Origin of the sequence: Pseudarthrobacter sp. NPDC080039, from assembly GCF_040702335.1 — a bacterium.
Classification (GTDB): domain Bacteria; phylum Actinomycetota; class Actinomycetes; order Actinomycetales; family Micrococcaceae; genus Arthrobacter; species Arthrobacter enclensis_A.
Genome location: NZ_JBFBKY010000004.1, coordinates 272,984 through 299,250, shown reverse-complemented (window position 1 = coordinate 299,250; position 26,267 = coordinate 272,984). Strand labels below are relative to the sequence as shown.

Genomic DNA, 26,267 nt, shown 5'->3' with positions numbered 1-26,267 from the left:
GAAGGGTCCCGCAATCTGTGGGCAGCCCCCGTCCTTCCTGAGAGGTATGTTGTTCCATGGCCACACCCACAAAGAAGCCCGGCGCCGCGACGGGTAAGCGGTCCCGGCTCTACTGGGTGGTGCCTGCCGTCCTCGTGGCCGTGGTCCTGGTGGTACTGATCGCCAAGCTTCTCATGGGTCTTCCGGCGGTGGCCTCCTTCGTCACCGACTTTCCGGGCCGGTCGGAACTCCCGGAGAACGCACCGGTGGGATTCCCCGCGTGGCTGGCATGGCAGCATTTCCTCAATGCGTTCTTCCTGCTCCTGATCATCCGTACCGGATGGCAGGTCAGGACCACCACACGCCCCAGCGGCCATTGGACCAGGAACAACAAAGGCCTGATCCGGACCAGGAACGCCCCCACCAAGATCACCCTCGAGCTCTGGTTCCACCTGACACTCGACACACTCTGGATCCTGAACGGGCTTGTCTTCGCCGTCCTGCTGTTCGCTACCGGGCAATGGATGCGCATTGTGCCCACCAGCTGGGACGTCTTCCCGAATGCCCTCTCGGCCGCCCTGCAGTACGCGTCACTGAATTGGCCCACTGAGGACGGCTGGATCAACTACAACGCCCTGCAGCTGCTGGCGTACTTCGTGACCGTCTTCATCGCCGCACCGCTGGCGTTCATCACGGGCCTGCGGATGTCCTCCGCCTGGCCAAAGAAGGCGGCGGCCCTGAACAAGGCGTACCCGATCGAGCGGGCCCGCGCCGTCCATTTCCCCGTGATGATCTACTTCCTGGCGTTCGTTGTGGTCCACGTCTTCCTGGTGCTTGCCACTGGTGCGCTGCGGAACCTGAACCACATGTACGGGGTCCGGGACGATGACGGCTGGTTCGGGTTCTGGGTGTTCCTGGCTTCAGTGGTGGTGATGGTCGCCGCCTGGTTCCTGGCGCGGCCGATCTTCCTGCGGCCCATCGCCTCGCTGATGGGCAAAGTCAGCCGCTGATCCTGCACAGGCGCAGGAAACCCGCTTAAGCCTCCTTGAGTTTCTGGTAAGCGTCCAGGGCGCGTTCCCGCGACGCCGGCAGGTCCACCACCGGCTCCGGGTAGCCCTCGGGGCCTGCAGTCCACGGCTCGTGGATGGCTTTGTTGTCCAAGTCCGCGATCTCCGGGATAAACCTTCGCAGGTAGGCTCCGCCGGCGTCGAACTTCCTGCTTTGCGTCACCGGGTTGAAGATCCGGTAATAGGGTGACGCGTCTGCCCCGGATCCAGCCACCCATTGCCAGTTTGCGGGGTTGTTGGCGGCGTCAGCGTCCACCAGCGTGTCCCAGAACCACTCCTCGCCGATCCTCCAGTCGGTCAGCAGGTTCTTGACCAGGAAGGAGGCGGCAGCCATCCGGACCCGGTTGTGCATCCACCCTGTCTGCCAGAGCTGCCGCATCCCGGCGTCCACCAGCGGGTAGCCTGTCCGGCCCTGCTGCCACGCGGCGAGCTCCTGCCGGCTGGGGGACGCCCAGCGGAAGTTGTCGAAGGCGGGACGGAAGTTCCGGGCGGACAACTCCGGATTGTGGTAGAGCAGATGCCAGTTGAACTCACGCCAGCCGAGCTCAGCCTGGTACGTGCCCACGTCGGCAGGGATTTTGCGGGGGTGGCGGCGGCGGATCTCCCGCCACACGCGAAACGGGCTGACCTCACCGAAGCGCAGGTGCGGTGAAAGCCGGCTGGTGCCTTCCGTGCCCGGCAGGTTCCGTCCCGTGCCGTATTCCTCGATGGGCCCGTCCAGGAAATCCTCAAGGCGCTCCTGGGCACCTCTTTCGCCGGGCTCCCAGGTTTCGGCCAGGCCGCCGCTCCAATCGGGGGAGGAGGGCAGGAGGTCCCAGCTGCTGAGGGTGTCGCTGGCGGGCAGGCCGCGGCCGGCGGGGGCGGGCGCCGGCAGATCGTCGGGCGCTTCCAAGGGATCGCGGATCTCCCGGGACGCCAGGCAGGCGCGCCAGAATGGGGAGTAGACCTTGTAGGGGCCGCCTGACCCGGTACGGATTGTCCAGGGCTCGAACAGAAGGTTCGCCTGGTAACTGGAGGCCTGGATGCCGTTGTCCCCGGCCCAGTTCTTGATGCCGGCATCTATGCTCCGCTCGGGCTGCGCGTAGCGTCTGTTCCAGAAGAGGTGGCTGGCGTTCGTCTGGCTGGCGAGCTTCCGGATGATGTCGCCTGCCGGGCCGCGGCGAAGTACAAGGCGCGATCCTTTGTCCTCAAGTTCGGCGGACAATGAGGCGAGGGACCGGTGCAGCCACCACCGGGCCGCGCCACCGAGGGGCCGGACGCCGTCGGACTCTTCATCCAGGATGTAGACCACCGTAAGCGGCCTGCCAAGGCCGGCGGCCTCGGACAGCGCCGGATTATCGTCCAGCCGCAAATCATCACGGAGCCAGACCAGGGACGTTCCATCGGAAGAAGCCATGGCACCACGCTACACACAGCGGACACAACTATGGCCGGGACTGCGGTCCCGGCCATAGTTGTGTGCTACTGGCGACACGAACGCCGCGCTTTACAGCTTGTCGAAATCCGCCTCATCAACGGTTGATTCGGAAGAGGCCGTGTTCGCAGCACCTAGGGCAGGAGTGGAGTTTCCGGCCTTGAGGGCGGCCAGCCGGGCTTCAATTTCGGTCTGCTCGCCCAGATCCTCCAGCTGGTTGAACTGCGCGTCCAGGCTGGATGCGGCAAGTTCCTGCTGGCCGCGGACCTTGGCTTCCTCGCGGCGGATCTTTTCCTCGAAGCGTCCCACCTCGCTGGTGGGATCCATGATGTCGATGCTCTTGATGGCGTCGTGGACCTGCGACTGGGCCGCTGCAGTCTTGGACCTGGCAACCAGTTCGTTGCGCTTGCTGGTCAGCTGGTTGAGCTTGTTCTTCATCTGGTCCAGGCCGTTCTTCAGCTTGTCCACTACCTCGCGCTGAGAGGCGATGCTCGGCTCTGCACCCTTGGCTTCGCTCTCGGCGGCCATCTGGCGCTGCAATGCCACCTTTGCCAGGTTGTCGAACTTCTCGGCGTCGGCAACGTCGCCGGCGGCACGGAATTCATCAGCCTTGCGGGAAGCGGCGAGAGCCTTGTTTCCCCAGTCGCGGGCGTTCTTGACGTCTTCGTTGTAGTCGTCTTCCAGCATCCGGAGGTTGCCGATGGTCTGCGCAACGGCGGACTCGGCTTCGGCGATGTTGTTGGTGTAGTCGCGGACCATCTGGTCCAGCATCTTCTGCGGATCTTCCGCGTTGTCCAGCAAGGAGTTGATGTTCGCCTTTGCCAGCTGCGCGATCCGGCCGAAAATGGACTGCTTAACCATGGTGTTTGCCTTTCGTCCTGCTCTGTGTTGACCACTGGAACCGGTGCACAGTGGTGTACTGCTTCTGTCCGCCCGCCGGGATCTTCCGGCGTCCCGGGCGGAAGCTCTAAAAACTGCCGGAGTCTCCGCCGCCGAAATCGCCGCCGCCAAAGTCTCCCCCGCCGAAACCACCGCCGTCCCCGCCGCCGAAGCCGCCGCCTCCGCCGTCACCCCAGCCGCCGCCACCGCCCCAGCCGCCGTGTCCGCCGTTGAGGATGGAGTTGATCAGGATGCCGCCCAGGATGGCGCCGCCCAGTCCGCCGCCGCCACCGCCGCCGAACATGCCGCCCCGGCCGAAGCCCTGGTTCGCGTAGCCGTCGAAGTGTTCAACGTCTGCCTGTGCCAGCTGTGCGGCCTGGGCCGCCAGTGCGTGGGCCTGCTGCGCATAGGTGAGCGCGGTGACGGGGTCGGTGCGTGCGATGGACAGTGCATAGTCCAGGTTCCGCTGGGACTCTGCCAGCCGGGTGCGTGCCTCAGTGCCCACGCCGCCGCGCCGGGCGGTGATGTAGTCGGAGGTGGCGCTGATCTGGGCCTGCGCCGACATGATCGTCTGCTGCAGGGATGCCTGCGCGCGGCGGGCCTGTTCCTGCTGGTCGCGGATGCCGGTCAGTGCCTGGTCCAGCGACTGGTGCGCCGTTTCGACCCGCTGCAGGGTGGCGATCGGATCGATCTTCCCGCCCTGGATCTCGGTCTTGACCTGGGCCAATGCCGCCTCCACCGCGGCAACCGGCCCTGCCAGCTCCGCGTGGGTGCCGGACTGGATCATGGCCTTTGCCTGGGCAAGGTCCTGGGATGTGTCCACCACGGCCGTTTCCAGGCCGTTGCGGGCTTTGTCGAGGTTGGCGGAGACCTTGGAGATGGCGTCCAGCAGGACGTTGGTCTGGTGCAGGCTTTCCTCCGCGGCGCGGACGGCGACGGCGGCCAGGCTTCCTTCGCCTCCGGTGAGCTTTTGCTGCGCGGTTTCGGACGCATTCTGCACGAAGGCCAGGCGTTCCTTGGCCTGCACGATGTTGTCCGAGACCTGGGCAAGGGCGCTGTCGGCGTACTGGGAGCGCATGGCGGCCAAAGACTGTTCAGCGCTGGCGATCTTTGCGTCGGCTTCCCGGGCCCCCGTGTTGACCGCGGCGAGGGCCTGGGGCGCGTTCTTCTCCAGCTCACGCAGGGAGTCGAAGTCAGCCTTCTGCTCCTGGAGTGATTCCAGGGCGGCTTCGCAGCGTCGGATGATTTCACCAAGCCAGGTCCGCTGCTGTTCCTCGGTATCAGGGATGTGGTCGTCCAGCTGCTGCTGCAGCTTGAACGACTCGGTCATATGGGCCTTCGCTTCGGCGAGGGCCTTGGTGAAGTTCCCGACGGCGGAATCCCCATACTGTGCCTGCGCGAAGCCAAGTTCCTGCTCGCTTGACTTGATGGCGTCGTCCGCCTCGATCAGCAGGGAACCGCTCTTCCGGCGGAGTTCCTCCACGCTGAGCGACGCGAGCGGGTCCAGCTCGGCTCCCTGGGGGCCATAACTTCCGCTGGAGGCATTTTGGCCCGCGGCCTTCTTCCGGCGGTTCCGGTAATAGAGGTACGCACCGCCGCCGGCCACCACCACGCCCGCGCCCACCAGGAGGCCTGCGCCGGCACCGTCGCCGGACGACACGCTGCCGCTTCCGCCGCCCGCCGCGTCGCCGACTGCTGATGCGGTGTCGATGGCAGCCTGGGCGTAGTCCTTCTTGCCGCCGGCCAGATTGGCGACTATGGCGTTCTGGGTGATGTTCGACTTTTTGGAATAGATGGCACTCGCCGAGGACGGCGAGAAGTAGTACTGCCCCGCAGTGGAAATAGCCAGGAGCACATCGGCCTTACCCATCTTCTTCTGCGTTGCGACAGCATTTCCCCAAGAGTTGGGGTCAGACGGGTTCTCGAACGACTTCACCGTGACCACGTACAAGTTGTACTTGTGGTCCTTCAACAGCTTCTGGATGGCGTCCTGGACCTCCCCCTTCCGGCTGCCGAGGACGTTGGCGTCATCAACTATGTTGGTGCCGGAAGGGATGGAAACCGGGTCCTCGGCCCATGCGGCGGCGGGTACCGCCAGCAGTCCGGCAAGGCCGATGACGGCGAGGACACGTTTGAACTTTGACCGCATGTGCAACCCTTCAGCACGCCTGACACCGATTCGGGACGAATCAGTCGTCGAATCCAGCAGCGCCCCCACGCTTGGGTGTGAAGCCGCAGGTCGCTGTGGCAATTCATCTTGATTCTATGGTGCACCCCACAGGCCGTCCATGCGGTCGAATATGCCGCCAGCGAAACGCATTGCCGGGACCACGGCCTTCATCAAAGCGTTCAGGAAGCTCTCAGCAAACATCCGAGCTTGTTACAGCGGGACGGTTCATAGTTAATGGCAGACGAGGATGAAAGGAAGTCCCATGACTGAGAATCAAACCCCAGGACCGGTCCCGGAGGACAACCGCGCGGGCAACCCCGACCCCTGGCAGGAGCAGGGCCGGCAGCAGGCCCCGCAGCAGCCTGGAGACCGGCAGGCGGGCGCTCAGTACGGGAACGGATCCGGCCCCACAGGTCAGGACCGCGGCTACAGCGCCGGGGACCAGCAGAACCACCCGGGCGCGGAGAACCACACAGAGCGGCTCGACCAGCCGTATGGACACGACAACCACACGCAGGAACTGCCCGGCGCCCCGCGCCCCGTCTACCCCCAGCGTCAGCCGTTCTACGGCCAGTCGGGCTACTACGGCCAGCAGCAGCACCAGGACGGCCAGGGCGCTCCCGGCCAGCCGATGCATGGGGCCGGCCACGGCACCCCCGGCGGAGGCGTGGGCCTGGCACCCAATCCCAAGGACGCCCCCCGGCGGAAGGCGACCTTCGGCGTCGGAACCCTTGTGGCCAGCATCCTCGCTGCAGGCCTCGTAGGCGGAGGAGTAGCTACCGTTGGTGCCGCCGAACTGTCGGGACACAACGGTTCCAGCGCCTCAACCATCGGCAGCAACAGCCAGCCCGGCACGGTCATTGTCAACAACAAGGACGACGTCAACGCCATCACGGCTGCCGCCGTCAAGGCCTCGCCCAGCGTCGTGACCATCAGCGCCACGAGCGGCAGTTCAGGAGGCACCGGATCAGGCATCGTCCTTGACGACCAGGGGCACATCCTGACCAACACCCACGTGGTAACCCTCGACGGCCAGACCGCGAACGCCACGCTGGAAGTACGCACCAACGATGGCAAGGTTGTGCCCGCAAAGCTGGTGGGGACTGACCCCCTGTCCGACCTCGCCGTCATCAAGGTGGAGGACGCCTCCGGCCTCACTCCCGCCACGCTCGGTGACTCCTCCAAACTCAACGTGGGCGATACCGCCATCGCCATCGGCTCGCCGCTCGGCCTGACCGGAACGGTAACGGACGGCATCGTCTCCACCCTTAACCGGACCATCAGCGTTGCATCGTCCGCAGCGCCCAAGGGCGGGGACAACAGCCAGGGCGGCGGCGACCAGGGATTCCAGTTCGCCCCTCCGGGCGGCGGCCAGAGCCAGCAGAACTCGGGCGAGGGTTCCATCGCCATCAACGTGATCCAGACTGACGCCGCGATCAACCCCGGCAACTCCGGCGGCGCACTGGTGAACAGCAAGGGCGAGATCATCGGCGTGAACGTTGCCATCGCGTCCGCCGGCTCCGGCACTTCCACGTCCCAGAGCGGCAACATCGGCGTCGGGTTCAGCATCCCGATCAACAACGCCAAGCGCGTGGCCCAGGAGATCATCGACAACGGCAAGGCCTCCCACGGCCAGCTCGGCGTCAGCGTCAAGGCCAAGGCATCTGCGGGCGGGTCCTCCGAATTCTCGGTGGGAGCCGACGTGGCCACCGTTGACCCCAATTCAGCGGCAGGCAAGGCCGGCATCAAGGTTGGCGACGTCATCACCAAGTTCAACGACCTCACCATCGGCGAACCGAACCAGCTGACCGCGGCTGTGCGTGAACAGCCGGCGGGTTCCAAGGTGAAGATCACCGTCCAGCGCGGCGGCAGCGAGCAGACGTTCGACGTCACGCTGGGTGCTGCAGCCAGCTGACGCAGGGCAGCAACAACGCCAGCGGCGTGACGACGGCGGCGTCCCCCACCCAGGGGGCGCCGCCGTCGTCATGCCGTACCAAACCAGGGCCTGACACAGGCGTTAACGGAAGAGGGCACGCAGGCTCGCCGATGTGGTTAGCTAGGAGCACCCGCCTGCCGGGCACTCCGCGGCCATGACCCACCCGGCTGGCTGTCCACAAGCATGGAAGGCTGCTGCAAACACAGTGGAAGAGACATTGAAGATCGTAGTCCTGGTCAAACATGTACCGGACGCCCAGTTCGACCGTCACCTCAACGGGGAGGGCCACACAACGGACCGTGACGAAAGCATTCTGTCCGAGCTTGACGAGTATGCACTGGAGGCCGCGCTGCAGCTGGCCGAGGCCCGGGGCGGAAGCAAAGCGGGCAACCAGGTGATTGCCCTGAGCATGGGCCCGGCCGGAGCCGTCAACGCGGTCAAGAAGTCGCTGCAGATGGGTGCCACGGAGGGCGTCCACGTCACGGACGACGCCCTGGCCGGGTCTGATGCCGCGGCCACCTCGCTTGCGCTCGCTGCAGCGGTGCGGCATCTGGGTGGCGTGGACCTGGTCCTCACCGGCATGGCCTCCACCGACGGCGAGACCTCGCTTGTTCCCGCGCAGCTGGCTGAGCGTCTTGGACTGCCGCAGGTGACTTTTGCTTCCACGCTGCAGGTGGACGGCGGCCGGCTGACGGCCCGCCGCGACGCCGACACGTACTCGGAAACAGTGGAAGCACCCTTGCCCGCCGTTGTATCCGTTACGGACCAGATCAACGAGCCCCGGTACCCCAACTTCAAGGGCATCATCGCCGCCAAGCGCAAGAGCATCACCACCCTGTCGCTTTCCGACATCGGCGTGGACCCCGCCCAGGTGGGCTTTGCCGGCTCCTGGACCGCCATAACCAGCGCGGAGCAGCGGCCGCCCAGGACTGCAGGCACCATCATCACCGATGAGGGTGACGCCGGCATCAAGCTCGTTGACTTCCTGGCCGCCCAGAAACTGCTCTAAGAGGGACATCGACATGGCAAACGTACTCGTATTCATCGACAACCCCGGCGCGTCGCTCAAGAAGAGCAGCCTGGAACTGCTGACCCTGGCCCGTTCCCTGGGTGAAAGCACTGTGGCCCTCAATGGAGAGCTCTCCGACAGCGCCGCAGCCGCCTTCGCCGAGTATGGGGTGGCTGGCATCCTGCGCCCGTCGGCCCAGGACCTGGATGAGTTCCTGGTGGCACCCAAGGCCGCCTTCCTGGCCGCCGCCGCGGAAAACACCGGCGCCGGCATTGTCCTGCTGGACAACTCGCCGGAGGGCAAGGAGATCGCGGCACGACTGGGCGTCCGGCTGAGCGCCGGGGTCATCACCGACGTCGTGGCGGTGGACCCGGACGGCACGGCGCACAAGTCTGTCCTGGCCGGCTCCTACACCACGGCGTGCAAGGCCACCACCGCTGTTTCGGTGCTGACCCTCAAGGCCAACAACGTCACGCCCGAACCTGCTCCTGCCGCCACCAGCCCCGCGACCTCCACAGTGGAGGTCCCGGCAGTTGCCGCGGCGGCCCGCATCACCGCACGCGAGCAGAAGGTGGCCAGCGGGCGGCCGGACCTGACCGACGCGCGGATCGTGGTGGCCGGCGGCCGCGGCATGGACGGCGACTTTGGTCCGGTCGAAGAACTGGCCGATGCTCTCGGTGCCGCCGTCGGCGCTTCCCGTGCCGCCACCGATGCAGGCTGGATCAGCCACGACGCCCAGGTGGGGCAGACCGGGAAGACTGTTTCCCCGCAGCTCTACATTTCCGCGGGTATTTCCGGCGCCATCCAGCAGAAGGCCGGCATGCAGACGTCAAAGGTCATTGTCGCGATCAACAAGGATGCGGAGTCCCCCGTGTTCGAAATCGCCGACTTTGGCATCATCGGCGACGTCTTCGACGTTTTGCCGCAGGCCACGGCCGAAATCAAGAAGCGCAAAGGCTGACTCCTTGACTGGCTCCACCACAAAGGCACAGAGCCCGTTCAATCCGGACACGCACCGGATTGGGCGGGTGCTCTGTTTTGCGGCCCACCCGGATGACATCGATTTTGGTGCGGCGGGCACCATCGCGGCCTGGACGGCTGCGGGCGTGCAGGTCAGCTACTGCATCATGACCGACGGCGACGCGGGCGGTTTCGACCCGGCCCACCGCGCGGACATCATCGCCATGCGCGACGCCGAACAGCGCCGGGCGGCGGACCTGGTGGGCGTCACCGACATCCACTACCTCCACCAGCGGGACGGGTACCTTGAACCGTCCCACGAGGTGATGAAGGATGTGGTGCGCCTGATCCGGCAGTTGCGCCCCGACGTCGTCCTTTCCATGCACCCGGAACGGAACTGGCAGCGGATCCAGAAGAGCCACCCGGACCATCTGGCCGTGGGGGAGGCCGTGACCCGGGCGGTGTATCCGGCGCTTGAAAACCCGTTTGCCTACCCGGAGCTGGCAGAAGCCGGGCTGGAGGCCTACAAGCTGCCGTGGCTGTGGTTTTATGCGGGACCGGAAGAGCGGGAAAACCACTTCGTGGACGTCACCGCCCATGTGGAGGCGAAGCTGGCAGCCATCCACGTGCACGTCAGCCAGCACCCGGACGTGGCGGCCATGGAGGCCACCGTCCGCAAAGGCATGCTGCTCAACGCTGCCAGGGCGGGCCTGGCCGGCGGGCGCAGCGCGGAAGCCTTCCATGTGGTGGCGGTCAACGGGCCCGGGACCATCGCGGGGTTCTGATACTGAAAAGGTGCCCCGTTCCCTGTATTGGCAAGGAACGGGGCACCTGCGGTTTTAGGGCCTGGTGCTAGGCGCCCAGTGGGGCTGCCGCCACCGTGGGCAGGGTGGGCGCCTTGGACCCGCCAGCCGGCTCAACAGTGATTCCCAGCGCGGCGGCGGAGTGGATGCCCTGGACCACCGCGGGCTTGGAGAGGGCCTGTTCGTCCATCAGCCCCTGCGATACCGGTGCGGAGCCGTCCTTGGGGATCAGCCACATCTGGTACACCTTGCCGGCAGGGGGCGCGGGAACTCCGCTCATTTTCACCACGGCCGAGTCCTTGGATGCGGAAATCAGGACGGTTGCCTTGCCGCCGCCGGCCACGTTCACCGAAGCCTCGCGGAGGTCGGAGGCGCGGGCCACCTGGTTGACGGGATCGTTCTGGTCGGCCATGTAGGCGCCGACGCCCACTCCACCCAGAGCGATGGCCGCGGCCGCCGCTACTCCCACCAGCCAGCGCCGGGTCCCGGAGGAGCCGCGGCGTTCCTCGCGGCGCTTGCGGGCCTGCGCCAGCTCATCACGGCCGGCAAGGCCGTCAGCCGCGGCCGTCGGAGCAGCCGCTGCCGTGCTTCCGGCGTCCGGTCCGTCCTGTTTGGGGAACTGCGCGGGCAGTTGGGCCACGATCCGGTCAAACAGGTCCGACGGCGGTTCCTCCTCGGCCCGGAATGTGCGGGCCAGCGCTTCCCGGGACTGCCGGACCCGTGCAAGGAAAGCCAGGCGTTCGGTCTCCGGGGCGGTGGAGATATACACGTCAATGGCGTCGCGTTCCTGCTCGGTTACCGCATCCAGGGCGTAAAGCTCGGCGAGGTCCACAGCGCGGCCCGCCGCAAGGTCCATGGCTACGGTGTCACCGAAGGAACCTGAACGGCCGTTGCGGCCTTCGTCCATTCCACTCATCTCAACTCACCCCCAAACAGGTCTTCAATCGGATCAGTCCGTCGCGGATGCGGGACTTGATAGTGGGCACCGCTGCGTTCAGGCGTTCCGCAACTTCCCGGTAGGTAAGGCCGCCGTAGTAGGCCAGCCGTACGGATTCCTGCTGCGTTTCGGTCAGCGTCCCCAAGCAGCGGACCACCGCCTCCGCCTCCAGTCGGCTGCCCACCTCGTCTGAAACGGTGTCATGGTCAATGTCCTGCGTGCTGGCACCGTACCTTGCCTCCCGGTCCGTGGAGGATTGGGCTGACCGGACTTTGTCCACTGCCCGCCGGTGCGAGATGGTCATCAGCCAGGACAGCGGGCTTCCCGCCTGGGGGTCGAACTTCGCCGCGTTCTGCCAGACCTGGAGGAAGACTTCCTGCGTGGTGTCTTCACTGAGTTCAGGATCGATGAGCACCCGGCGCGCCATACCGTAGACCCTGCGGGAAGTGAGCTGGTAGAACTCGGCGAATGCTGCCTGGTCACCGCGGGCTATGCCGTCCAGCAGGGCCGATAGGCGTTTGCTGAGGTCGGCAGGTGGGTCGGTCACCGCGGCGGAGCCCTCGGAATTCGGCGCGTTGGGAGTTTCCATTACGTTCAAGCATAAGTCTCCGGGCGGCGTATTTTTAGCACTGCCGTGCCGGCTGCGGCTGTTCTGCCTGGATCCTGCCTCCAGTAGTGTCACCTGCAGCTCCTTGCCCCGCTCGAATGTCGTCAAAAGGCATTCGGTGCGGTTGGCAGGATGGATGGGTGGCAGCCTGACAATTATTGCCGGGCCAGGAAGATGCGCCCCTGGATACCGTTGCTACAGCTTCGCGCCGGCAAAGCCCTGCTGGCGCCATGCCTCGTAGACGGCAATGGAGGCCGCATTGGCAAGGTTAAGGGAGCGGAGGGCCGGGAGCATGGGCAGCCGGACCGTGGCGGTCACATGCGGGTCAGTCTTCAGCTCGGCCGGCAGACCTACGGATTCGCGGCCAAACATCAGCACGTCACCAGGAGCGTAGGCAACGTCTGTGTAGCTGGTGGTGCCGTCGGAAGTGAAGGCGTAGACGCGCTCTGGCTGGAGGTGCTGCCAGGCGTCCTCTATGGACCGGTGTACGGTGACCACGGCCAAGTCATGGTAATCGAGCCCTGCCCGGCGCAGTTTGGCGTCCGAAAAGTCGAAGCCGAGAGGTTCCACGAGGTGCAGTTCTGCGCCGGTGATGGCGGCGAGGCGGATGGCGTTGCCGGTATTGCCGGGAATTTCTGGTTCATGGAAAAGGATGCGGAACACCACCCCATCCTAGCCACCCGGCGTCAGTGCATGCCGCGCAGAAGCCGGGCGAGGACCGGAACGTTGACAGTGTTGGGCGCCGGCCCCGAGGACAAAAATTCCTTCAGGCCGCGCACCATGCCTGCGGCGTTGACAATTTGGACAGTTTCAAGCGCGCCTGCGGGCCTGCGGTGGTAGTCGATGACCGGTTCGTGGAGGTTGCCGTCGGTGCTGTGCACCACGGTCCATCCAGTCACATTCAGCTCCGGAAAGATGTCCTGCATGGCCCACACCACGTGGGTGAGCTGGGGTGGTGCGACTGCCCGCCCTCCATGGTTGAGGGTGCGGCCGTCCCAGGCATAGGCCCCTTTGGGGAGCAGCATTGAGTTAATCAGCGCCAGGCGGTAGCCGGAGAGGACCGCGTGGTCGATGTGGCTGTTGTCCGCGGGCGACTGCAGGCCGTTGGTGAGCCGGGCAGCGGGTATGGCCGGGAGCACCTGCCGGGTCAGGAGCTGGACTGTCCTCATCTCCCGCTGGATGCGGGCCTCCGCGCCAAAGATTCCCCGCTTCCGCGGCATTCCGTGCACCTGCTGGCCTGCCTGGGACAGCGGAATGAGCGGGACGTAGCCGCCGCCGGACTCGTACGGCGGAACGTAGATTGGCGGATCGCCGGCGCTGTTCCTGCTGCCGCCGGGCCTGCGCACGGTGGCCGACGCCCGGCTTCCGGCAGCCGGGGCATCAAAGTGGGCGCCGTCGTCGGACGAAGCGTCCCGGACCGTACCCGATCCGTAGGAGCGGTCGTACGCTTTGCGGCGCTGCGGGTCGATCAGGGTTTCGTAGGCGGCAGTTACGCGGCGGAAGGTTGCGGCATCGCCGCCTTTGTCCGGATGCGCAGTCCTTGCCGCACGCCGGTAGGCCATCTTGATTTCCTTGTCAGTGGCGGTCACGGCCACGCGAAGGACCTGGTAGTGGGAGCTGTTGCCCTCGGTCAAGCACTCTTCCTTTTCATCATGCGCGGCCTCCTGGCTCCCCGAGGGAAGCCAGCTGCCCGCCCAGTCTAGCCAGAACCGGCGGCTGGCCTGCACTGACAACGAATGCCCGGGCCTTTCGGGTTCCCGGGGGAGTGGAGTCTAGACTCTTGCCTGCGTGCCTGAACACCGGCCCGGGGGAGCAGCGAAAGTGGGGATGGATATGCCGACGACGGCGCGACGGCCATGCAGGGCCCGGCACAGCGGAGTGCCGCTTGCCCTTGCATGCCTGGGCGCGGTGTTCCTCGGCGGATGCAGCGTGGATGTGCGCGACCCTTCCGCACCCGCAGCCGCTGCGGGCACTCCGGTGCTGGCAACTCCCACCATCACGCCGGGACACGACGCCGCGGCCGTGGCGGCACGGGACCTGCCGTTCGCCGCCGGCGGCACGCTGGCGCCCGGAGTGCCCGTGGGCATCTCTGACGAACTGAAAGGTGCGCCGGGCTGGACGCTGGAAAAGGACAGGGTGGCAGGGGCGAGCCAATACGCGAAGTCTGATGGCTGCGTTGTTTCTGCCAGGGTCAGCACCGGCCAGGACCCACTGGTGCGCGGGGAAGACCGGGAATCCACTGTTGCGCTTTTCCAGTACCTGGACGCGACCATCCAGCCTTCCTATCTGAAGACGGAGAATCTGCAGTGGGGTGGGACCCCGGAGGAGCCGGGCAGGAAGGTGGAGGTGCTGGCCTTGGAGCAGTCGGTTCCCGGTGGACGGTCCACGGCCGTACTGGCCCGGGTCTTCGGTACTGCAGGCTCGTCTGCATACATTTCCGTGTCGTGCCCGGATGCGGCGCGCCTCGCTTCAGCCCGCAGTGATGTGGTGCGGTACCTCCCGCTGCTTCCGCCGTCCGCCTAGCCGGCAGGCCGCGCAAGGCCGCCGGCGGCTGGAGGGCTCAGCTGCCGGCGGGTCTTCCTGTTCGTCATCCCCGCTGGGGAGGAACGGCCGCGTTTACGCGGTGGTGCGGCTGATTCCGGTTGCCAGTCGGTTGAGGGCCAGGGCGCCGACCAGCAGTCCGAAGTCACGCAGCGCCACGTCATAGAAGCTTCCCAGCAGTAGCAGGTTGACGATGATCCCCGCCAGCCAGGCGGCCACCAGCAGCGAGCCGTACTTGGGCTGCAGCGCCACAGCGAGGCCCGCGATGATTTCGACGACGCCCACAACGTACATGAAGGTCTGGGGCGTCAGTGGTACGACGGCGGTGGCCTGGGGTGCCAGGTAAACGGTCCATTGCGTCAGGATGTTCGTGAATTTGTCCAGGCCGAAAAGGATGGGCGCAACGGTGAAGACAGTGCGCAGCAGCAGGAAGGCCTGCCGCTCTGCGGGCAGGCTGGCGGATGCATGCTGGGCGGGCACTGCGGATGCTGAGGTCATGATGGGCTCCTTCTAAAAGTGGGTAATGCAATTTTAGAAAGCTGCCGTTCTATAATCAAGAGATCTTGACTTTGGATGTGGAGGCTTCTGATGTACCGACTCCCTTGGGTGGACAGGATTGCGGCCGTGGCCTCGCTGACGGATGCGAAGAGGCTGCAGCTGTTCGAACTGGTGGGCGCATCCCCGCGGCCCCTGGGACGCGACGAGGTGGCCGAGGCCGCAGGCATGGCAAGGAGCACCGTTTCGTTCCACTTGGACAAGCTGGTCCAGGACGGCCTGCTGGCCGTGGAGTTCCGCAAGCCCGCCGGCAGGACGGGCCCCGGCTCCGGACGGCCGGCCAAGTTTTACCGGCCGCTGGGCGGCGAAGTGAACGCGTCCGTGCCCGACCGGAATTATGACCTCGCCGGGGAACTGATGGCAGCCGCCATCGAGGATTCCGAGGCCGGTGGCGGCCCTGTGGCGGAGACGCTCCGTGCAGCCGCGTTCCGAAAGGGAAAGGAACTGGCAGAAGCGGCGGCCGGCCTCGAGGCATTCCTGGCCGAGGCCGGTTACCAGCCCCAGCCGGACGGCGACGGCGGCTACCAGCTGCCCAACTGCCCGTTCCACCGGCTTTCACGGGCACATACGGCAGTGGTGTGTGACATGAACGGTGCTTTCCTGCGCGGGGCAGCGGTCGGGTGTGGCGGCAGTGAAGACCGCGTGGCCGGGGCTGCCGGATCCGGCCATTGCTGCGCGCGGATCACGGGCAGTGCCGGGGACTCCGGTCCAGAGACGCCGTAGCCGGGACGATAGAATTTGAGGATGCCCGCCTACCTCGACCATGCCGCCACCACGCCGCTGTCCGGTGCCGCGCTCGCCGCTTTGACGCGCGAGTTGGCGCGGACCGGCAACCCCTCGTCCCTGCATGGCTCGGGACGCCGCGCCCGCCGTGCGGTCGAGGATGCGAGGGAGGTCATCGCGGCGGCGGCAGGAGCGCATCCCTCGGAGGTCATCTTCACCTCGGGAGGCACCGAGTCGGACAACCTCGCGGTAAAGGGCATGTACTGGTCCCGGGTGGCAGAAGACCCCAAGCGCCGCCGCATCCTGTGCTCCGCCGTCGAACATCACGCGGTCCTGGACACCGTCGAATGGCTTGAGCGCCACGAAGGTGCGGAGGTGGCATGGCTGCCGGTGGACAGCCAGGGCGTGCTGGACCTCGCGGTCCTTGAAGCTGAGCTTTCCAGGGATCCGGGGTCTGTGGCGCTGGTAACGGTCATGTGGGCCAACAACGAGGTGGGCACCATCCAGCCGGTCCGGAGGGTCGTAGAGTTGGCGCACGCCGCCGGCGTCCCGGTGCACTCCGACGCGGTCCAGGCCTTCGGTTCGGTGCCGGTCCATTTCAAGGACTCTGGCCTCGACGCCATGTCCATCAGCGGACACAAAATCGGCGGCCCGGTGGGCGTGGGTGCACTTTTGCTGGGCCGGTCGGTGAAACTCACCCCGGTGCAGCATGGCGGCGGCCAGGAGCGTGACGTCCGCTCCGGCACCCTGGACACCGCTTCCATCGCCGCCTTCGCCGCCGCGGCGGAGGCTGTGGCTGCCACCCTGCCTGCGGAAGCAGCCCGGATTGCAGCGCTGCGGGAGCGGCTGATCGAGGGCGTCCGTGAACGCGTTCCACTCGCTGTCCTCCGCGGCGCCCCCGGCGGCGGCCGGCTTCCAGGCAATGCCCACTTCACATTCCCCGGCTGCGAAGGGGACTCGCTGCTGTTCCTCCTGGACCTGGCCGGCATTGAATCGTCCACCGGTTCGGCCTGCACGGCGGGCGTGCCACGGCCCTCCCACGTGCTGCTCGCCATGGGCCTTGATGAGGAAACGGCGCGTGGCGCCCAGCGGTTCAGCCTGGGGCACGCTTCCACGGAGGATGACGTCGATGCCCTGCTTGCGGCGCTGCCGGAGGCGTATGCACGGGCGCGGCAGGCAGGCATGGCAGGGCACGAGTCCTCCATCCAGACCGCCGGTACTGCGGCGCGTCAGGCTTCGCGCGGTACCTGACCCTTCCCGCCGTCGACGGGCTGATTTGCCTGCCGCCGTAGAATGGATAGGCATACATCGTTTCGGCCGCCGTGGTATGCAGTCCGGCTCCGGAAGGCAAGCAACCCCAACAGAAAGCCAGCATGCGAGTACTAGCAGCCATGAGTGGCGGAGTTGACTCCGCTGTTGCCGCCGCCCGCGCAGTGGAGGCCGGGCACGACGTCGTCGGTGTCCACCTTGCCCTTTCGCGCATGCCCGGCACCCTCCGCACCGGCAGCCGCGGCTGTTGCACCATCGAGGATTCCCGCGACGCCTGGCGGGCCTGCGACGTTCTGGGCATCCCGTACTACGTGTGGGATTTCTCCGAGCGCTTCAAGGAAGACGTCGTCCAGGACTTCATCGACGAGTACGCGGCCGGCAGGACGCCCAACCCCTGCATGCGCTGCAATGAACGGATCAAATTTGCCGCCCTGCTGGAGAAGGCCATTGCGCTGGGCTTCGACGCCGTCTGCACCGGCCACTACGCCAAGGTGATCGAGGACGCGGACGGCAACCGGGAACTGCACCGTGCCGCTGACTGGGCCAAGGACCAGAGCTACGTCCTTGGCGTCCTCACCCATGAACAGCTCAAGCACTCCATGTTTCCCCTGGCGGATACCCCGTCCAAGGCCGAAGTGCGGGCGGAGGCGGAGCGGCGGGGCCTTTCCGTTGCCAACAAGCCGGACAGCCATGACATCTGCTTCATTCCGGACGGTGACACTGCCGGCTGGCTTGCCGAAAAGATCGAGATGACCACCGGCGACATCGTGGACGAGACCGGCGCCAAGGTAGGGGAGCACCCCGGAGCCAACGCCTTCACTGTCGGACAGAGGCGTGGACTCAAGCTGGGAACTCCTGCCGCCGACGGCAAGCCGCGCTTCGTCCTGGAGATCCGGCCGAAGGAGAACAAGGTGGTGGTGGGTCCCGGGGCGCTGCTGGCGATCGACGAGATCCGCGGTATCAAGGTTTCCTGGGCAGGCCTGCCCATCACCGAGGTGGAAACGGGCGCCGAGTTCGACTGCTACGCGCAGGTCCGTGCACACGGGGACCCCGTTCCTGCGACTGCACGGATGGAACCCGCCACTGACGGTACCGGCGCCAGCCGGCTCGTGGTCCGCCTGGTGTCGCCATTGCGGGGCGTCGCTCCCGGCCAGACCGTCGTGTTGTACCAGGGCAGCCGCGTGCTGGGCCAGGCCACCATCGACACCGCCCGCTCGCTCCAACGCGCCGCTCTGTAACCCAACCACTTTCAGCACCGCCACGGTTTCGCGGGGGTGGTGCGTTGCCGTGCCCGGGCCCGCCCTCCGCCTTTGCGGGGCGCACTGCTGGGTAACTTTTGAGAAAATATTGTGTCTCAACTCACAGGAATTGCCGTCCCGAGGGCTGACTCTCTGATTGAATCTAGGGATCAGCACTGCACGCCGGCGTCTGGGAGTATCAACCTGTGACCGCCGGCGTGCGCGTACTCATCGGAAAGAAAGTTCACAGATGATCAAGAGCACTACTGGCCTGCACCGCGCCATCGCGCTGGCAGGCATCTCCGCCCTGGCCCTGACAGCCTGCACGGGGCCATCGGGCGGCGGCGGTGGAACGGCCACCGGCGGCAGTGCCGGCGGCGGTGCCATCACTTTCGGAACCACGGACAAGGTCGTCACCCTCGACCCCGCCGGGTCCTACGACGCAGGCTCCTTCCTGGTGATGAACCAGGTCTACCCCTTCCTGATGAACTCCAAGCCCGGTTCTGCCGAGGTCAGCCCGGACATCGCCGAATCTGCCTCGTTCACTGCTCCCACCGAATTCACGGTGAAGCTCAAGCCCAACCTGAAGTTTGCCAACGGCCACGCCCTGACCTCATCAGACGTGAAGTTCTCCTACGACCGCGTCATGAAGATCGACGATCCCAACGGCCCCGCGTCCCTGCTCTCCAACCTCAAGTCGGTCGAGGCCAAGGACGACACCACCGTGGTCTTCAACCTGAAGCAGGCAAATGACCAGGTGTTCCCCAGCGTCCTGGGGACCAACACCGGCCCCATCGTGGACGAGGAAGTCTTCCCGGCCGACAAGATCATGAGCGATGAGGACATCGTCGCCGCCAAGCCCTTCGCCGGCCCCTACACGATCGACTCCTACAAGAAGAACGAACTCGTCAGCCTCAAGGCCAATGCGGACTACAACGGACTGCTGGGCAAGCCGGCCAATGACAGCGCCGTCATCAAGTACTACGCCGACTCCAACAACCTCAAGCTGGACGTCCAGGGGGGCAACATCGACGTTGCCGGCCGCAGCCTCACCGCCACGGACGCCGCGGACCTCGGCAAGGACTCCAAGGTCAAGGTCTACAAGGGACCGGGTGGCGAGCTTCGCTACATCGTCTTCAACTTCGACACCATGCCGTTCGGCGCCAAGACGCCCGAAGCCAACCCGGCCAAGGCCCTCGCGGTGCGGCAGGCCATGGCCGACATCGTGGACCGCCAGGCCATTTCCGACCAGGTTTACAAGGGCACGTATGTTCCCGCCTACTCCGTGGTCCCGGACGGCTTGCCCGGCGCAACCCAGCCGCTGAAGGACATGTATGGCGACGGCAGCGGCAAGCCCAGCGTGGACAAGGCCAAGAAGACCCTGGCGGACGCCGGCGTTACCGGGCCCGTCACCGTGAAGCTGCAGTACAACCCGGACCACTACGGCAAGTCCTCCGGTGACGAGTACGCCATGGTCAAGGAGCAGCTGGAGAAGTCGGGCCTGTTCACCGTGGACCTGCAGTCTACCGAATGGGTGACGTACTCCAAGGCACGCACCTCTGACGCGTACCCCGTTTACCAGCTCGGTTGGTTCCCGGACTACTCGGATGCGGACAACTACCTCACTCCCTTCTTCATCCCGGGCAACTTCCTCAAGAACCACTACGAGAACCCCACTGTCACGGACCTGATCCAGAAGCAGCTGACCACGCCGGACAAGACAGAGCGCCAGAAGCTGATCGGGGATGCCCAGACGGCTGTGGCAAAGGACCTCTCCACCCTGCCGCTCCTCCAGGGCTCGCAGCTTCTGGTAGCGGGGGCTGACGTCAAGGGTGTCGAGAAGACCCTTGACCCCTCCTTCAAGACCCGCCTTGGCGTCCTGTCCAAGTAAGCACTCCACCCCCATCCGGCTCTGACGGGCCAAAGGCGGGACGCCGCAACGGCGTCCCGCCTTTTGCCGGTCATCAGCCAGCATCGAGGGGACTGCTGGCTCCCGGTCACCACGAATCCAGGTACCGATGACAACTTTGATTGACGCGCCACCCAGTGACGCGGACGCGCTCCTTCCGCCCAAGAAAAAGCAGGGAGGCGGAGGGCTGGGCCAGTACATCCTGGTCCGCTTCCTGCTGATCTTCCCTACCATCCTCATCCTCGTCACCATGGTGTTCTTCCTGATGCGGATCACCGGCGACCCCATCACGGCCGCAATGGGCGGCCGGCTTCCCCCGGACCAGCTGCAGGAACGGATCCACGCCGCCGGCTATGACCGGCCCCTGTTCGCGCAGTACTTCGAATACCTGGGCCAGCTGGCTACAGGCAACTTTGGCACCACCCTCTCGGACAACCGCAAGGTCACCGAGATGCTGACCACCTACGGCTCCGCCACCCTGGAGCTGGCCATCAACGCCATCATCGTCGCCCTGGTGGTGGGCATCCCTTTGGGGATGATCGCCGCCCACCGGCGTGACCACCTGCCGGACGCCGTGCTCCGGATCCTGGCCATCCTGTTCTACGCCACCCCTGTCTTCTTTGCTGGAATGCTGCTCAAACTCATCTTTTCGGTGTGGCTGCACTGGCTCCCGGTGGCCGGACGTGCCGGCACCAGGACCGAACTGTCACTCACAGCCCTGGAAGCCCCCACCGGCATCTACTGGCTGGACGCCCTGCGCAGCGGCAACATGGCTGCCCTCAGCGACGTGATGTCCCACGCCGTCCTTCCGGCGCTGGCCCTTGGCCTCCTGACGGCAGGGGTCTTCCTGCGCCTGGTCCGGACCAACGTCATCGGCACACTCGGCAAGGACTACATCGAGGCAGGCCGCTCACGCGGCGTCAGCGAATATCGGCTGGTGACCAAGCACGCCTACAAGCCGGCGCTGATCCCCATCATCACGGTCATGGGCCTGCAGATCGCAGTGCTGCTCGGCGGGGCCGTGCTCACCGAAACAACCTTTGAGTGGAAAGGCCTCGGATTCCAGCTGGCCAACTACCTCACGGCGCGCGACTTCGTCGCCGTCCAGGGCATCGTGGTGCTGCTGGCCGTCATCGTCGCCGTCACCAACTTCATCGTGGACATCATCGCCGCGCTGATCGACCCCCGCGTGAGGTACTGACATGACTGCCGAGACCACCCTGAAACCCGTGGCCAACCCGCGGGCATCCTTCTTCCGGCGGCTGCCGGTTGTTTCCCACTTCAATAAGAGCGTCGGGCTGCAACGCTTCATGCTGGTGGTGGGGCTCGTCCTCACCGGCATCTTCCTGCTCACAGCATTGGCTGCTCCGCTGCTGGCGCCGTACGGCTTCGCGCAGCTCTCGGATGCCGACGGCAACTTCCCCACCCAGCAGGCCCCCGGCGGCAAGCACCTTCTGGGCACCACCGTGGGCGGATACGACGTCCTTTCACGCGTGATCTGGGGTACCCAGACCGCACTGCTGGTCATCATCGTGGCCGTGGTCCTCTCGATTTTCGCCGGTGTCATCCTCGGCCTGGTCAGCGGCTACATCGGCGGCTGGCTTGACCGAATCCTGGTGGTCGTCGCCGACGCGATCTACGCGTTCCCGTCGCTGCTGGTGGCCATCGTGATGGCGATCGTCATCAGCGGCGGGCAGTCCAGCCTGCTGGGCGGAATCCTGGCTGCCGCCATCTCCATCACGGTGGTGTTCATCCCGCAGTACTTCAGGGTGATCCGCGCCGAGACCATCCGGCTGAAGGCCGAGCCCTTCGTCGAATCGGCCAAGGTGGTTGGCGCATCCAACATCCGCATCATGACCCGGCACATCTACCGGAACGCCACCCGCACACTGCCGCTGATCTTTACCCTCAACGCCTCCGAATCCATCCTGACCCTGGCCGGCCTGGGCTTCCTTGGCTTCGGCATTGAACCAAGCTCGGCGGCCGAGTGGGGATTCGACCTGAACAAGGCGCTTGCGGACACCACCTCAGGCATCTGGTGGACCGGGCTGTTCCCGGGCCTCGCGATTGTCTGGACAGTCCTCGGGCTGACGCTGGTGGGCGAAAGCATCAACGACTTGAACGATCCGCGTCTCCGCGGCCGGAAGCGGACCGGCCGCAAAGCTGCTGCCGCCGCACCGGGCACTCGCGCCGGTTCCGGCCCCGAAACAGAATTGAGCAACCCGTGAGCGAAAACCTCGGTTCACTGTCCGACCAGCAGGACCAGGACCGGAAAACCGTCCTGGACATCGATCACCTGAAGGTCACCTTCGCCACCGACGGGGGAGACGTGTACGCCGTCAAGGATGTCAGCCTGGAGGTCAAAGCCGGCGAGGTGCTGGCCATCGTGGGCGAATCCGGCTCCGGCAAGACGGTCACGGCAAAGACCATCCTGGGGCTGCTCCCCGAGACCGCCGTAAGCTCGGGAGCCGTGCTGATCAACGGCACCAACGTCATCAGCCTCAGTCCGGGGCGGCTCCGCCAGATCCGCGGACGGGACGTGGCCATGGTGTTCCAGGAGCCCTCCACCGCCCTCAATCCCGTGTTCACCGTGGGATGGCAGATTGCGGAGGGGATCCGTGCGCACGCCGGAGCCAACGGCGGGGGACGGGTGTCCGCCAAGGAAGCCAAGGCCCGGGCCATTGAGGCGCTGCGCAAAGTGGGGATCCCGGATCCCGAACACCGGGTCAACTATTATCCGCACCAGTTCTCAGGAGGCCAGAAGCAGCGTGTGGTGATTGCCGCCGCCCTGGCGCTGAACCCGGGCCTGATCGTGGCGGACGAGCCCACCACGGCCCTGGACGTCACGGTCCAGGCGGAAATCCTGGAACTCCTCCGGGACCTGCGGGACAAATACGGCACCTCGATCGTGCTCATCACGCACAACATGGGCGTCGTGGCGGACCTGGCGGACCGGGTGGTGGTGATGTACCAGGGCGATGTCGTGGAGGAAGCCACATCGAAGACACTGTTCGCCGAACCCCGGCAGGACTACACCCGGCACCTGCTGGCTGCAGTGCCCCACCTCGGCCGCAACTCGGCGTCGGAAGGCCTCACTGAGCGGCGGCACCAGGATGAGGAGGTACTGGTGGCTGCCGACAACCTGGTGATCGAATATCCCGGGCGGCTCGGCACGCCGGCGTTCAAGGCCGTGGACGGTGTCAGCTTCACCCTGTCCAGGGGAGAGGTATTTGGCCTGGTGGGAGAGTCCGGCTCCGGAAAAACAACGATTGGCCGGGCCATCGCCGGGCTAAACCGCACCACGGGAGGCAGCCTCAAGGTGCTGGGCTACGAGATGCTGAACCTTCGCGAACGCACTTTCAAACCGCTGCGCAAAGACATCGGCTTCGTCTTCCAGGACCCTGCCGCATCCTTCAACCCGCAGCTGACCATTGGCGAGTGTATTGCCGAGCCCATGCTCATCCACACCCGGCCCAGCGAAGCACAGGCGCGCAAGCGCGTCGGTGAGCTGCTTGAATCAGTCCAGTTGCCGGCGTCGTACGCAGGACGGTACCCGCACGAACTGTCCGGCGGACAGCGGCAGCGGGCATCACTGGCCCGCGCCCTCAGCCTGAACCCCCGGCTGCTGATCGCGGACGAGCCGACGTCGGCCCTGGACGTTTCGGTGCAGGCAAAGGTGCTGGAGCTGTTCCGGGACATCCAGGAGGAGTTCGGGTTCGGCTGCCTGTTCATCAGCCACGACCTTGCCGTGGTGGACATCCTGTCCTCCTGGGTGGGCGTGCTGTACAAGGGGAAGCTGGTGGAACAGGGGATCGGCAGCCAGGTCATGGGCAACCCGCAGCATGACTACACCCGGCGGCTGATTGCCTCCCTGCCGGTGCCGGACCCTGCCGAACAGGCCAAACGCAGGGAGGAGCACCGCGCACTCCTGGGGACCTGATTCCGCAGGAATCCCATGCTGTGGAGAGCGCCGGTGCCGGCAGGCCCGGCACCGGCGCTTAACACCCGCGGCTATTCGATCGGCTCCCCTAGACTGGAGCCATGACGCAGCACAACCCCAGCTCTCCTGGCTCCGACGATTTTGATCCATCCGCCAGCTCCCTGGCAGGCCACGTGGACGATTCGGTGATGGCTGAACTGCTGTCCATCCGCTCCAGCATCGACAACATTGATGCCACCTTGGTGTACCTCCTGGCAGAGCGCTTCAAAGCGACCCAAAAAGTGGGCTTCCTGAAGGCAACCCACCGCCTGCCGGCCGGCGATCCGGGACGTGAGGCAGCGCAGATCGCACGGCTGCGGCGCCTCGCGGAGGACGCGCACCTCGACCCTGCGTTCGCGGAAAAATTCCTCAACTTCATCATCGGCGAAGTGATCCGCCACCATGAGGCCATCGCCGAGGACCATCAGGCCTCCTCCGGCCAGCAGCCCCAGACCTCCGCACTGGCGTGAGCCGGGAACAGCAACAGCCCGGGTCCGCCCCTCTAAGTGCCTCCCATCAGCCCAAGGAGGCCACGCCCCTGCAGGTAACTGCCACGGGCCTCGGAACCTGGCCCGGGGAAGACCCCCTGGAAGCCGCCCGGATCATCCGGGGGGAGCTCGGCAGCCCGCACCTGCCGTTCCTGGCGGAATTGCCGGACCGCGGGGTTGGTTCCGATGCCCTGGGACGCACAGCGTCGCTCCTGGAAGATCTCGCGGTGGACGTCCAGCCCCATGGGTGGCGGCTGGTCGACCGGCCCGGCAAGGACATGCGCCGCGCGGCGTCGGCCCTGGCCACGGACCTGAACGTCCTGGCAGATGTTGCAGGGGCAGAGGACGCGTCCGCCGGTGAACTGAAAGTGCAGTTGGTTGGTCCGCTCAGCCTTGCGGCCGGCCTCTACCTGCACAACGGAGAGCGGGCCCTGCTGGATTACGGCGCCCGCCGGGATCTCGCTGCTTCCCTTTCTGCTGGCGTGGCCGGCTTCCTCACGCGGGTGGCGGCCGCCGTTCCGGGCACCCGCGTGGTGGTGCAGGTGGATGAGCCGGCCATCGCCGCCGTACTTGGCGGGACCATCCCCACAGCGAGCGGCTACCGCACGCTTCGGGCGGTGGCAGCATCAGAGGTACGCGAATCCTGGCGCCTGGTCCTGGACGCCCTTCGCTCCTCCGGTGCAGCCGGGGTAGTGCTGGCCTTCCCCGAGATCGAGGCACCCATCGAACTGGCCCTGGCGGCAGGGGCGGACGGCGTGGCATTGCCGCTCAAAGCCCTGACTAACCGGCAGTGGGAGCAGGTGGCGGGAGCCATGGAGGCAGGAAAACAGTTTTGGGCCGGAGCGGTGGACCTATCCTCCAAGGGCCCGCTGCCCAAGGTGGCCGACTGCGTGGACTCCGTATGGCGTCCCTGGCGCCAGCTGGGCCTTCCGCCCTCGCTGCTCGCTGCCGTGCGGGTAACGCCCTCTGCGGGACTGGCCGGACTTACCCCGGCGCAGGCCACGGCGGTCCTGGGCAGGCTGACGCACGTCGCCGACGGCCTGAACCAGCAGGCACTGGGGTAGGCGCTAGACCCGGTTTTCCCACCGCTCAGGCTGCGCATAGCGGGGCAGGTAGCTTTGGGCGGAACTGCCGCCCGTGTAGGGGCGCAGCCGGTAGTCGAATGCCCCCGCATACACCAGGACCAGTCCAATCTGTGGCTGGATGACCTTGACCTGGATACGGTGCCGACCGTTGTGGCCAGCGGCCGGGTCCCACCACTGCTCGGCGTAGGCTTTGGCATCCAGGGCTTCCGGGAGCGGCACCCGGAGCGGTCCAAGGAAGAGCCGCGACGCCTCCGAGACTCCGCGCAGCCTGCCGTCCGGCGTAACGCCCAGGTTCAGGTCCGTCACCAGGCGCCGGTACCGGCCCACGTAGTCGACCAACTGCGTCAGGCCGCCCCGGTTGCTGGCACTCGTGGTGTCCTGGAAGAGCCGCGTCCGGCCGGGGAACCGAATCTCGCGGCGGGCTGTAAGGCTGGACCGGCCGAACGGGTCCTGATGGGCGTGGTTCTCGATGCGGAAGGGTATGTTCTCGCCGTACTCGGGAAAGAAGGCCTCCTCGCTCCCGGTGAGCCGCAGCAAAGGGCGCAGCCACCGCTGGCGGCACCCCACGACGTCGAACGTTCCTTCCCCTACGCCGTACTGCCCTGACCCCGGGGCCAGGGAGAAGTACTCCTGCAGTTCGGGCTGCAGCTGGGAAAACGCCGTGCCCAGGGCCTGCTGGTAGATCGGGACGCTCATGAAGTGGACCTCTCGTTGCCTGG

Annotated in this window: 24 protein-coding genes; 15 read left to right on the top strand and 9 right to left on the bottom strand. The window is 66.1% G+C overall.

All coding sequences use genetic code 11. The features are described 5' to 3' along the window. Positions 1 to 56: 56 nt before the first annotated feature. The gene (locus AB0313_RS07210; protein WP_366304533.1) at positions 57 to 989 is read left to right on the top strand and encodes a cytochrome b/b6 domain-containing protein; all 933 of its coding nucleotides are present in this window, start codon (positions 57 to 59) and stop codon (positions 987 to 989) included. A gap of 25 nt (positions 990 to 1,014) precedes the next feature. Here the strand turns inward: AB0313_RS07210 and AB0313_RS07205 are convergent, their stop codons facing one another. From AB0313_RS07205 to AB0313_RS07195, 3 genes are all read right to left on the bottom strand, one after another. Then, positions 1,015 to 2,442, bottom strand: a complete 1,428-nt coding sequence (locus AB0313_RS07205; RefSeq protein WP_366304531.1) for a deoxyribodipyrimidine photo-lyase — start codon at positions 2,440 to 2,442, stop codon at positions 1,015 to 1,017. Between the two features lie 90 nt (positions 2,443 to 2,532). Continuing rightward, on the bottom strand, positions 2,533 to 3,321 hold the full coding sequence (locus tag AB0313_RS07200) for a PspA/IM30 family protein (RefSeq protein WP_307306723.1): 789 nt from the start codon (positions 3,319 to 3,321) through the stop codon (positions 2,533 to 2,535). A gap of 106 nt (positions 3,322 to 3,427) precedes the next feature. Beyond that, positions 3,428 to 5,488, bottom strand: a complete 2,061-nt coding sequence (locus AB0313_RS07195) for a TPM domain-containing protein (RefSeq protein ID WP_366304529.1) — start codon at positions 5,486 to 5,488, stop codon at positions 3,428 to 3,430. Positions 5,489 to 5,771: 283 nt separating this feature from the next. On the opposite strand from AB0313_RS07195, the gene AB0313_RS07190 reads away from it, so the two are divergent. From AB0313_RS07190 to AB0313_RS07175, 4 genes are all read left to right on the top strand, one after another. Then, positions 5,772 to 7,424, top strand: coding sequence for a trypsin-like peptidase domain-containing protein (locus AB0313_RS07190; protein WP_307306727.1), 1,653 nt, complete (start codon positions 5,772 to 5,774; stop codon positions 7,422 to 7,424). Between the two features lie 238 nt (positions 7,425 to 7,662). Further along, positions 7,663 to 8,454 (top strand): electron transfer flavoprotein subunit beta/FixA family protein, encoded by a 792-nt coding sequence (locus AB0313_RS07185; protein WP_141942306.1) that lies wholly within the window; start codon positions 7,663 to 7,665, stop codon positions 8,452 to 8,454. A 13-nt stretch (positions 8,455 to 8,467) separates the two neighbouring features. Beyond that, positions 8,468 to 9,415: an electron transfer flavoprotein subunit alpha/FixB family protein gene (locus AB0313_RS07180; RefSeq protein ID WP_366304526.1), complete on the top strand. Its 948-nt coding sequence runs from the start codon at positions 8,468 to 8,470 to the stop codon at positions 9,413 to 9,415. A gap of 4 nt (positions 9,416 to 9,419) precedes the next feature. After that, positions 9,420 to 10,199 (top strand): PIG-L deacetylase family protein, encoded by a 780-nt coding sequence (locus AB0313_RS07175; protein ID WP_307306731.1) that lies wholly within the window; start codon positions 9,420 to 9,422, stop codon positions 10,197 to 10,199. Positions 10,200 to 10,266: 67 nt separating this feature from the next. Here AB0313_RS07175 and AB0313_RS07170 read toward each other — a convergent pair whose 3' ends face one another. The 4 genes from AB0313_RS07170 to AB0313_RS07155 form a co-directional block, all read right to left on the bottom strand. Then, positions 10,267 to 11,124 carry an anti-sigma factor gene (locus AB0313_RS07170; protein WP_141946438.1) on the bottom strand — a complete coding sequence of 286 codons (858 nt, stop codon included), beginning with the start codon at positions 11,122 to 11,124 and terminating at the stop codon, positions 10,267 to 10,269. Positions 11,125 to 11,134: 10 nt separating this feature from the next. Continuing rightward, entirely contained in the window at positions 11,135 to 11,743 is a 609-nt protein-coding gene (locus tag AB0313_RS07165; protein WP_141942301.1) for a sigma-70 family RNA polymerase sigma factor, read from the bottom strand. Positions 11,744 to 11,956: 213 nt separating this feature from the next. Beyond that, positions 11,957 to 12,424 carry a tRNA (cytidine(34)-2'-O)-methyltransferase gene (locus tag AB0313_RS07160; RefSeq protein WP_141942300.1) on the bottom strand — a complete coding sequence of 156 codons (468 nt, stop codon included), beginning with the start codon at positions 12,422 to 12,424 and terminating at the stop codon, positions 11,957 to 11,959. A gap of 23 nt (positions 12,425 to 12,447) precedes the next feature. After that, positions 12,448 to 13,395, bottom strand: a complete 948-nt coding sequence (locus tag AB0313_RS07155) for a J domain-containing protein (protein ID WP_366304524.1) — start codon at positions 13,393 to 13,395, stop codon at positions 12,448 to 12,450. Positions 13,396 to 13,639: 244 nt separating this feature from the next. Here AB0313_RS07155 and AB0313_RS07150 point away from each other — a divergent pair, with 244 nt between their 5' ends. Then, positions 13,640 to 14,284, top strand: coding sequence for a hypothetical protein (locus tag AB0313_RS07150; RefSeq protein ID WP_307306736.1), 645 nt, complete (start codon positions 13,640 to 13,642; stop codon positions 14,282 to 14,284). A 93-nt stretch (positions 14,285 to 14,377) separates the two neighbouring features. On the opposite strand, the gene AB0313_RS07145 is transcribed toward AB0313_RS07150, so the two are convergent. Next, positions 14,378 to 14,800 carry a hypothetical protein gene (locus AB0313_RS07145; RefSeq protein WP_141942295.1) on the bottom strand — a complete coding sequence of 141 codons (423 nt, stop codon included), beginning with the start codon at positions 14,798 to 14,800 and terminating at the stop codon, positions 14,378 to 14,380. 90 nt (positions 14,801 to 14,890) lie between these two features. Here AB0313_RS07145 and AB0313_RS07140 point away from each other — a divergent pair, with 90 nt between their 5' ends. The 9 genes from AB0313_RS07140 (at position 14,891) to AB0313_RS07100 (ending at position 25,527) form a co-directional block, all read left to right on the top strand. Beyond that, positions 14,891 to 15,580, top strand: a complete 690-nt coding sequence (locus AB0313_RS07140; protein ID WP_366304521.1) for a helix-turn-helix domain-containing protein — start codon at positions 14,891 to 14,893, stop codon at positions 15,578 to 15,580. A gap of 21 nt (positions 15,581 to 15,601) precedes the next feature. Beyond that, on the top strand, positions 15,602 to 16,831 hold the full coding sequence (locus tag AB0313_RS07135) for a cysteine desulfurase family protein (RefSeq protein WP_141942292.1): 1,230 nt from the start codon (positions 15,602 to 15,604) through the stop codon (positions 16,829 to 16,831). Between the two features lie 122 nt (positions 16,832 to 16,953). After that, positions 16,954 to 18,087 (top strand): tRNA 2-thiouridine(34) synthase MnmA, encoded by a 1,134-nt coding sequence (mnmA, locus tag AB0313_RS07130; RefSeq protein WP_141942290.1) that lies wholly within the window; start codon positions 16,954 to 16,956, stop codon positions 18,085 to 18,087. Positions 18,088 to 18,337: 250 nt separating this feature from the next. Continuing rightward, entirely contained in the window at positions 18,338 to 19,978 is a 1,641-nt protein-coding gene (locus AB0313_RS07125; RefSeq protein WP_141942287.1) for an ABC transporter substrate-binding protein, read from the top strand. A gap of 127 nt (positions 19,979 to 20,105) precedes the next feature. Then, a complete protein-coding gene (locus tag AB0313_RS07120) occupies positions 20,106 to 21,197 on the top strand; it encodes an ABC transporter permease (protein ID WP_141942285.1) in 1,092 nt (363 codons plus the stop codon). 1 nt (position 21,198) lies between these two features. Further along, positions 21,199 to 22,224, top strand: coding sequence for an ABC transporter permease (locus AB0313_RS07115; protein ID WP_141942283.1), 1,026 nt, complete (start codon positions 21,199 to 21,201; stop codon positions 22,222 to 22,224). Continuing rightward, positions 22,221 to 23,936: an ABC transporter ATP-binding protein gene (locus AB0313_RS07110; RefSeq protein WP_141942282.1), complete on the top strand. Its 1,716-nt coding sequence runs from the start codon at positions 22,221 to 22,223 to the stop codon at positions 23,934 to 23,936. The genes AB0313_RS07115 and AB0313_RS07110 overlap by 4 nt, the downstream gene beginning before the upstream one ends. A gap of 101 nt (positions 23,937 to 24,037) precedes the next feature. After that, positions 24,038 to 24,445, top strand: a complete 408-nt coding sequence (locus tag AB0313_RS07105; RefSeq protein ID WP_043450675.1) for a chorismate mutase — start codon at positions 24,038 to 24,040, stop codon at positions 24,443 to 24,445. Between the two features lie 68 nt (positions 24,446 to 24,513). Beyond that, on the top strand, positions 24,514 to 25,527 hold the full coding sequence (locus tag AB0313_RS07100; RefSeq protein WP_307306864.1) for a hypothetical protein: 1,014 nt from the start codon (positions 24,514 to 24,516) through the stop codon (positions 25,525 to 25,527). Positions 25,528 to 25,530: 3 nt separating this feature from the next. Here the strand turns inward: AB0313_RS07100 and AB0313_RS07095 are convergent, their stop codons facing one another. Continuing rightward, positions 25,531 to 26,244 (bottom strand): DUF4166 domain-containing protein, encoded by a 714-nt coding sequence (locus AB0313_RS07095; RefSeq protein ID WP_141942280.1) that lies wholly within the window; start codon positions 26,242 to 26,244, stop codon positions 25,531 to 25,533. Positions 26,245 to 26,267: the final 23 nt, after the last annotated feature.

Bases quoted from the DNA above. Each gene is read 5' to 3' on its own strand.
- AB0313_RS07210 (WP_366304533.1), top strand. From the start codon at position 57: ATGGCCACACCCACAAAGAAGCCCGGCGCCGCGACGGGTAAGCGGTCC.
- AB0313_RS07205 (WP_366304531.1), bottom strand. From the start codon at position 2,442: ATGGCTTCTTCCGATGGAACGTCCCTGGTCTGGCTCCGTGATGATTTG.
- AB0313_RS07200 (WP_307306723.1), bottom strand. From the start codon at position 3,321: ATGGTTAAGCAGTCCATTTTCGGCCGGATCGCGCAGCTGGCAAAGGCG.
- AB0313_RS07195 (WP_366304529.1), bottom strand. From the start codon at position 5,488: ATGCGGTCAAAGTTCAAACGTGTCCTCGCCGTCATCGGCCTTGCCGGA.
- AB0313_RS07190 (WP_307306727.1), top strand. From the start codon at position 5,772: ATGACTGAGAATCAAACCCCAGGACCGGTCCCGGAGGACAACCGCGCG.
- AB0313_RS07180 (WP_366304526.1), top strand. From the start codon at position 8,468: ATGGCAAACGTACTCGTATTCATCGACAACCCCGGCGCGTCGCTCAAG.
- AB0313_RS07170 (WP_141946438.1), bottom strand. From the start codon at position 11,124: ATGGACGAAGGCCGCAACGGCCGTTCAGGTTCCTTCGGTGACACCGTA.
- AB0313_RS07165 (WP_141942301.1), bottom strand. From the start codon at position 11,743: ATGGAAACTCCCAACGCGCCGAATTCCGAGGGCTCCGCCGCGGTGACC.
- AB0313_RS07145 (WP_141942295.1), bottom strand. From the start codon at position 14,800: ATGACCTCAGCATCCGCAGTGCCCGCCCAGCATGCATCCGCCAGCCTG.
- AB0313_RS07140 (WP_366304521.1), top strand. From the start codon at position 14,891: ATGTACCGACTCCCTTGGGTGGACAGGATTGCGGCCGTGGCCTCGCTG.
- AB0313_RS07135 (WP_141942292.1), top strand. From the start codon at position 15,602: ATGCCCGCCTACCTCGACCATGCCGCCACCACGCCGCTGTCCGGTGCC.
- mnmA (WP_141942290.1), top strand. From the start codon at position 16,954: ATGCGAGTACTAGCAGCCATGAGTGGCGGAGTTGACTCCGCTGTTGCC.
- AB0313_RS07125 (WP_141942287.1), top strand. From the start codon at position 18,338: ATGATCAAGAGCACTACTGGCCTGCACCGCGCCATCGCGCTGGCAGGC.
- AB0313_RS07120 (WP_141942285.1), top strand. From the start codon at position 20,106: ATGACAACTTTGATTGACGCGCCACCCAGTGACGCGGACGCGCTCCTT.
- AB0313_RS07115 (WP_141942283.1), top strand. From the start codon at position 21,199: ATGACTGCCGAGACCACCCTGAAACCCGTGGCCAACCCGCGGGCATCC.
- AB0313_RS07105 (WP_043450675.1), top strand. From the start codon at position 24,038: ATGACGCAGCACAACCCCAGCTCTCCTGGCTCCGACGATTTTGATCCA.
- AB0313_RS07095 (WP_141942280.1), bottom strand. From the start codon at position 26,244: ATGAGCGTCCCGATCTACCAGCAGGCCCTGGGCACGGCGTTTTCCCAG.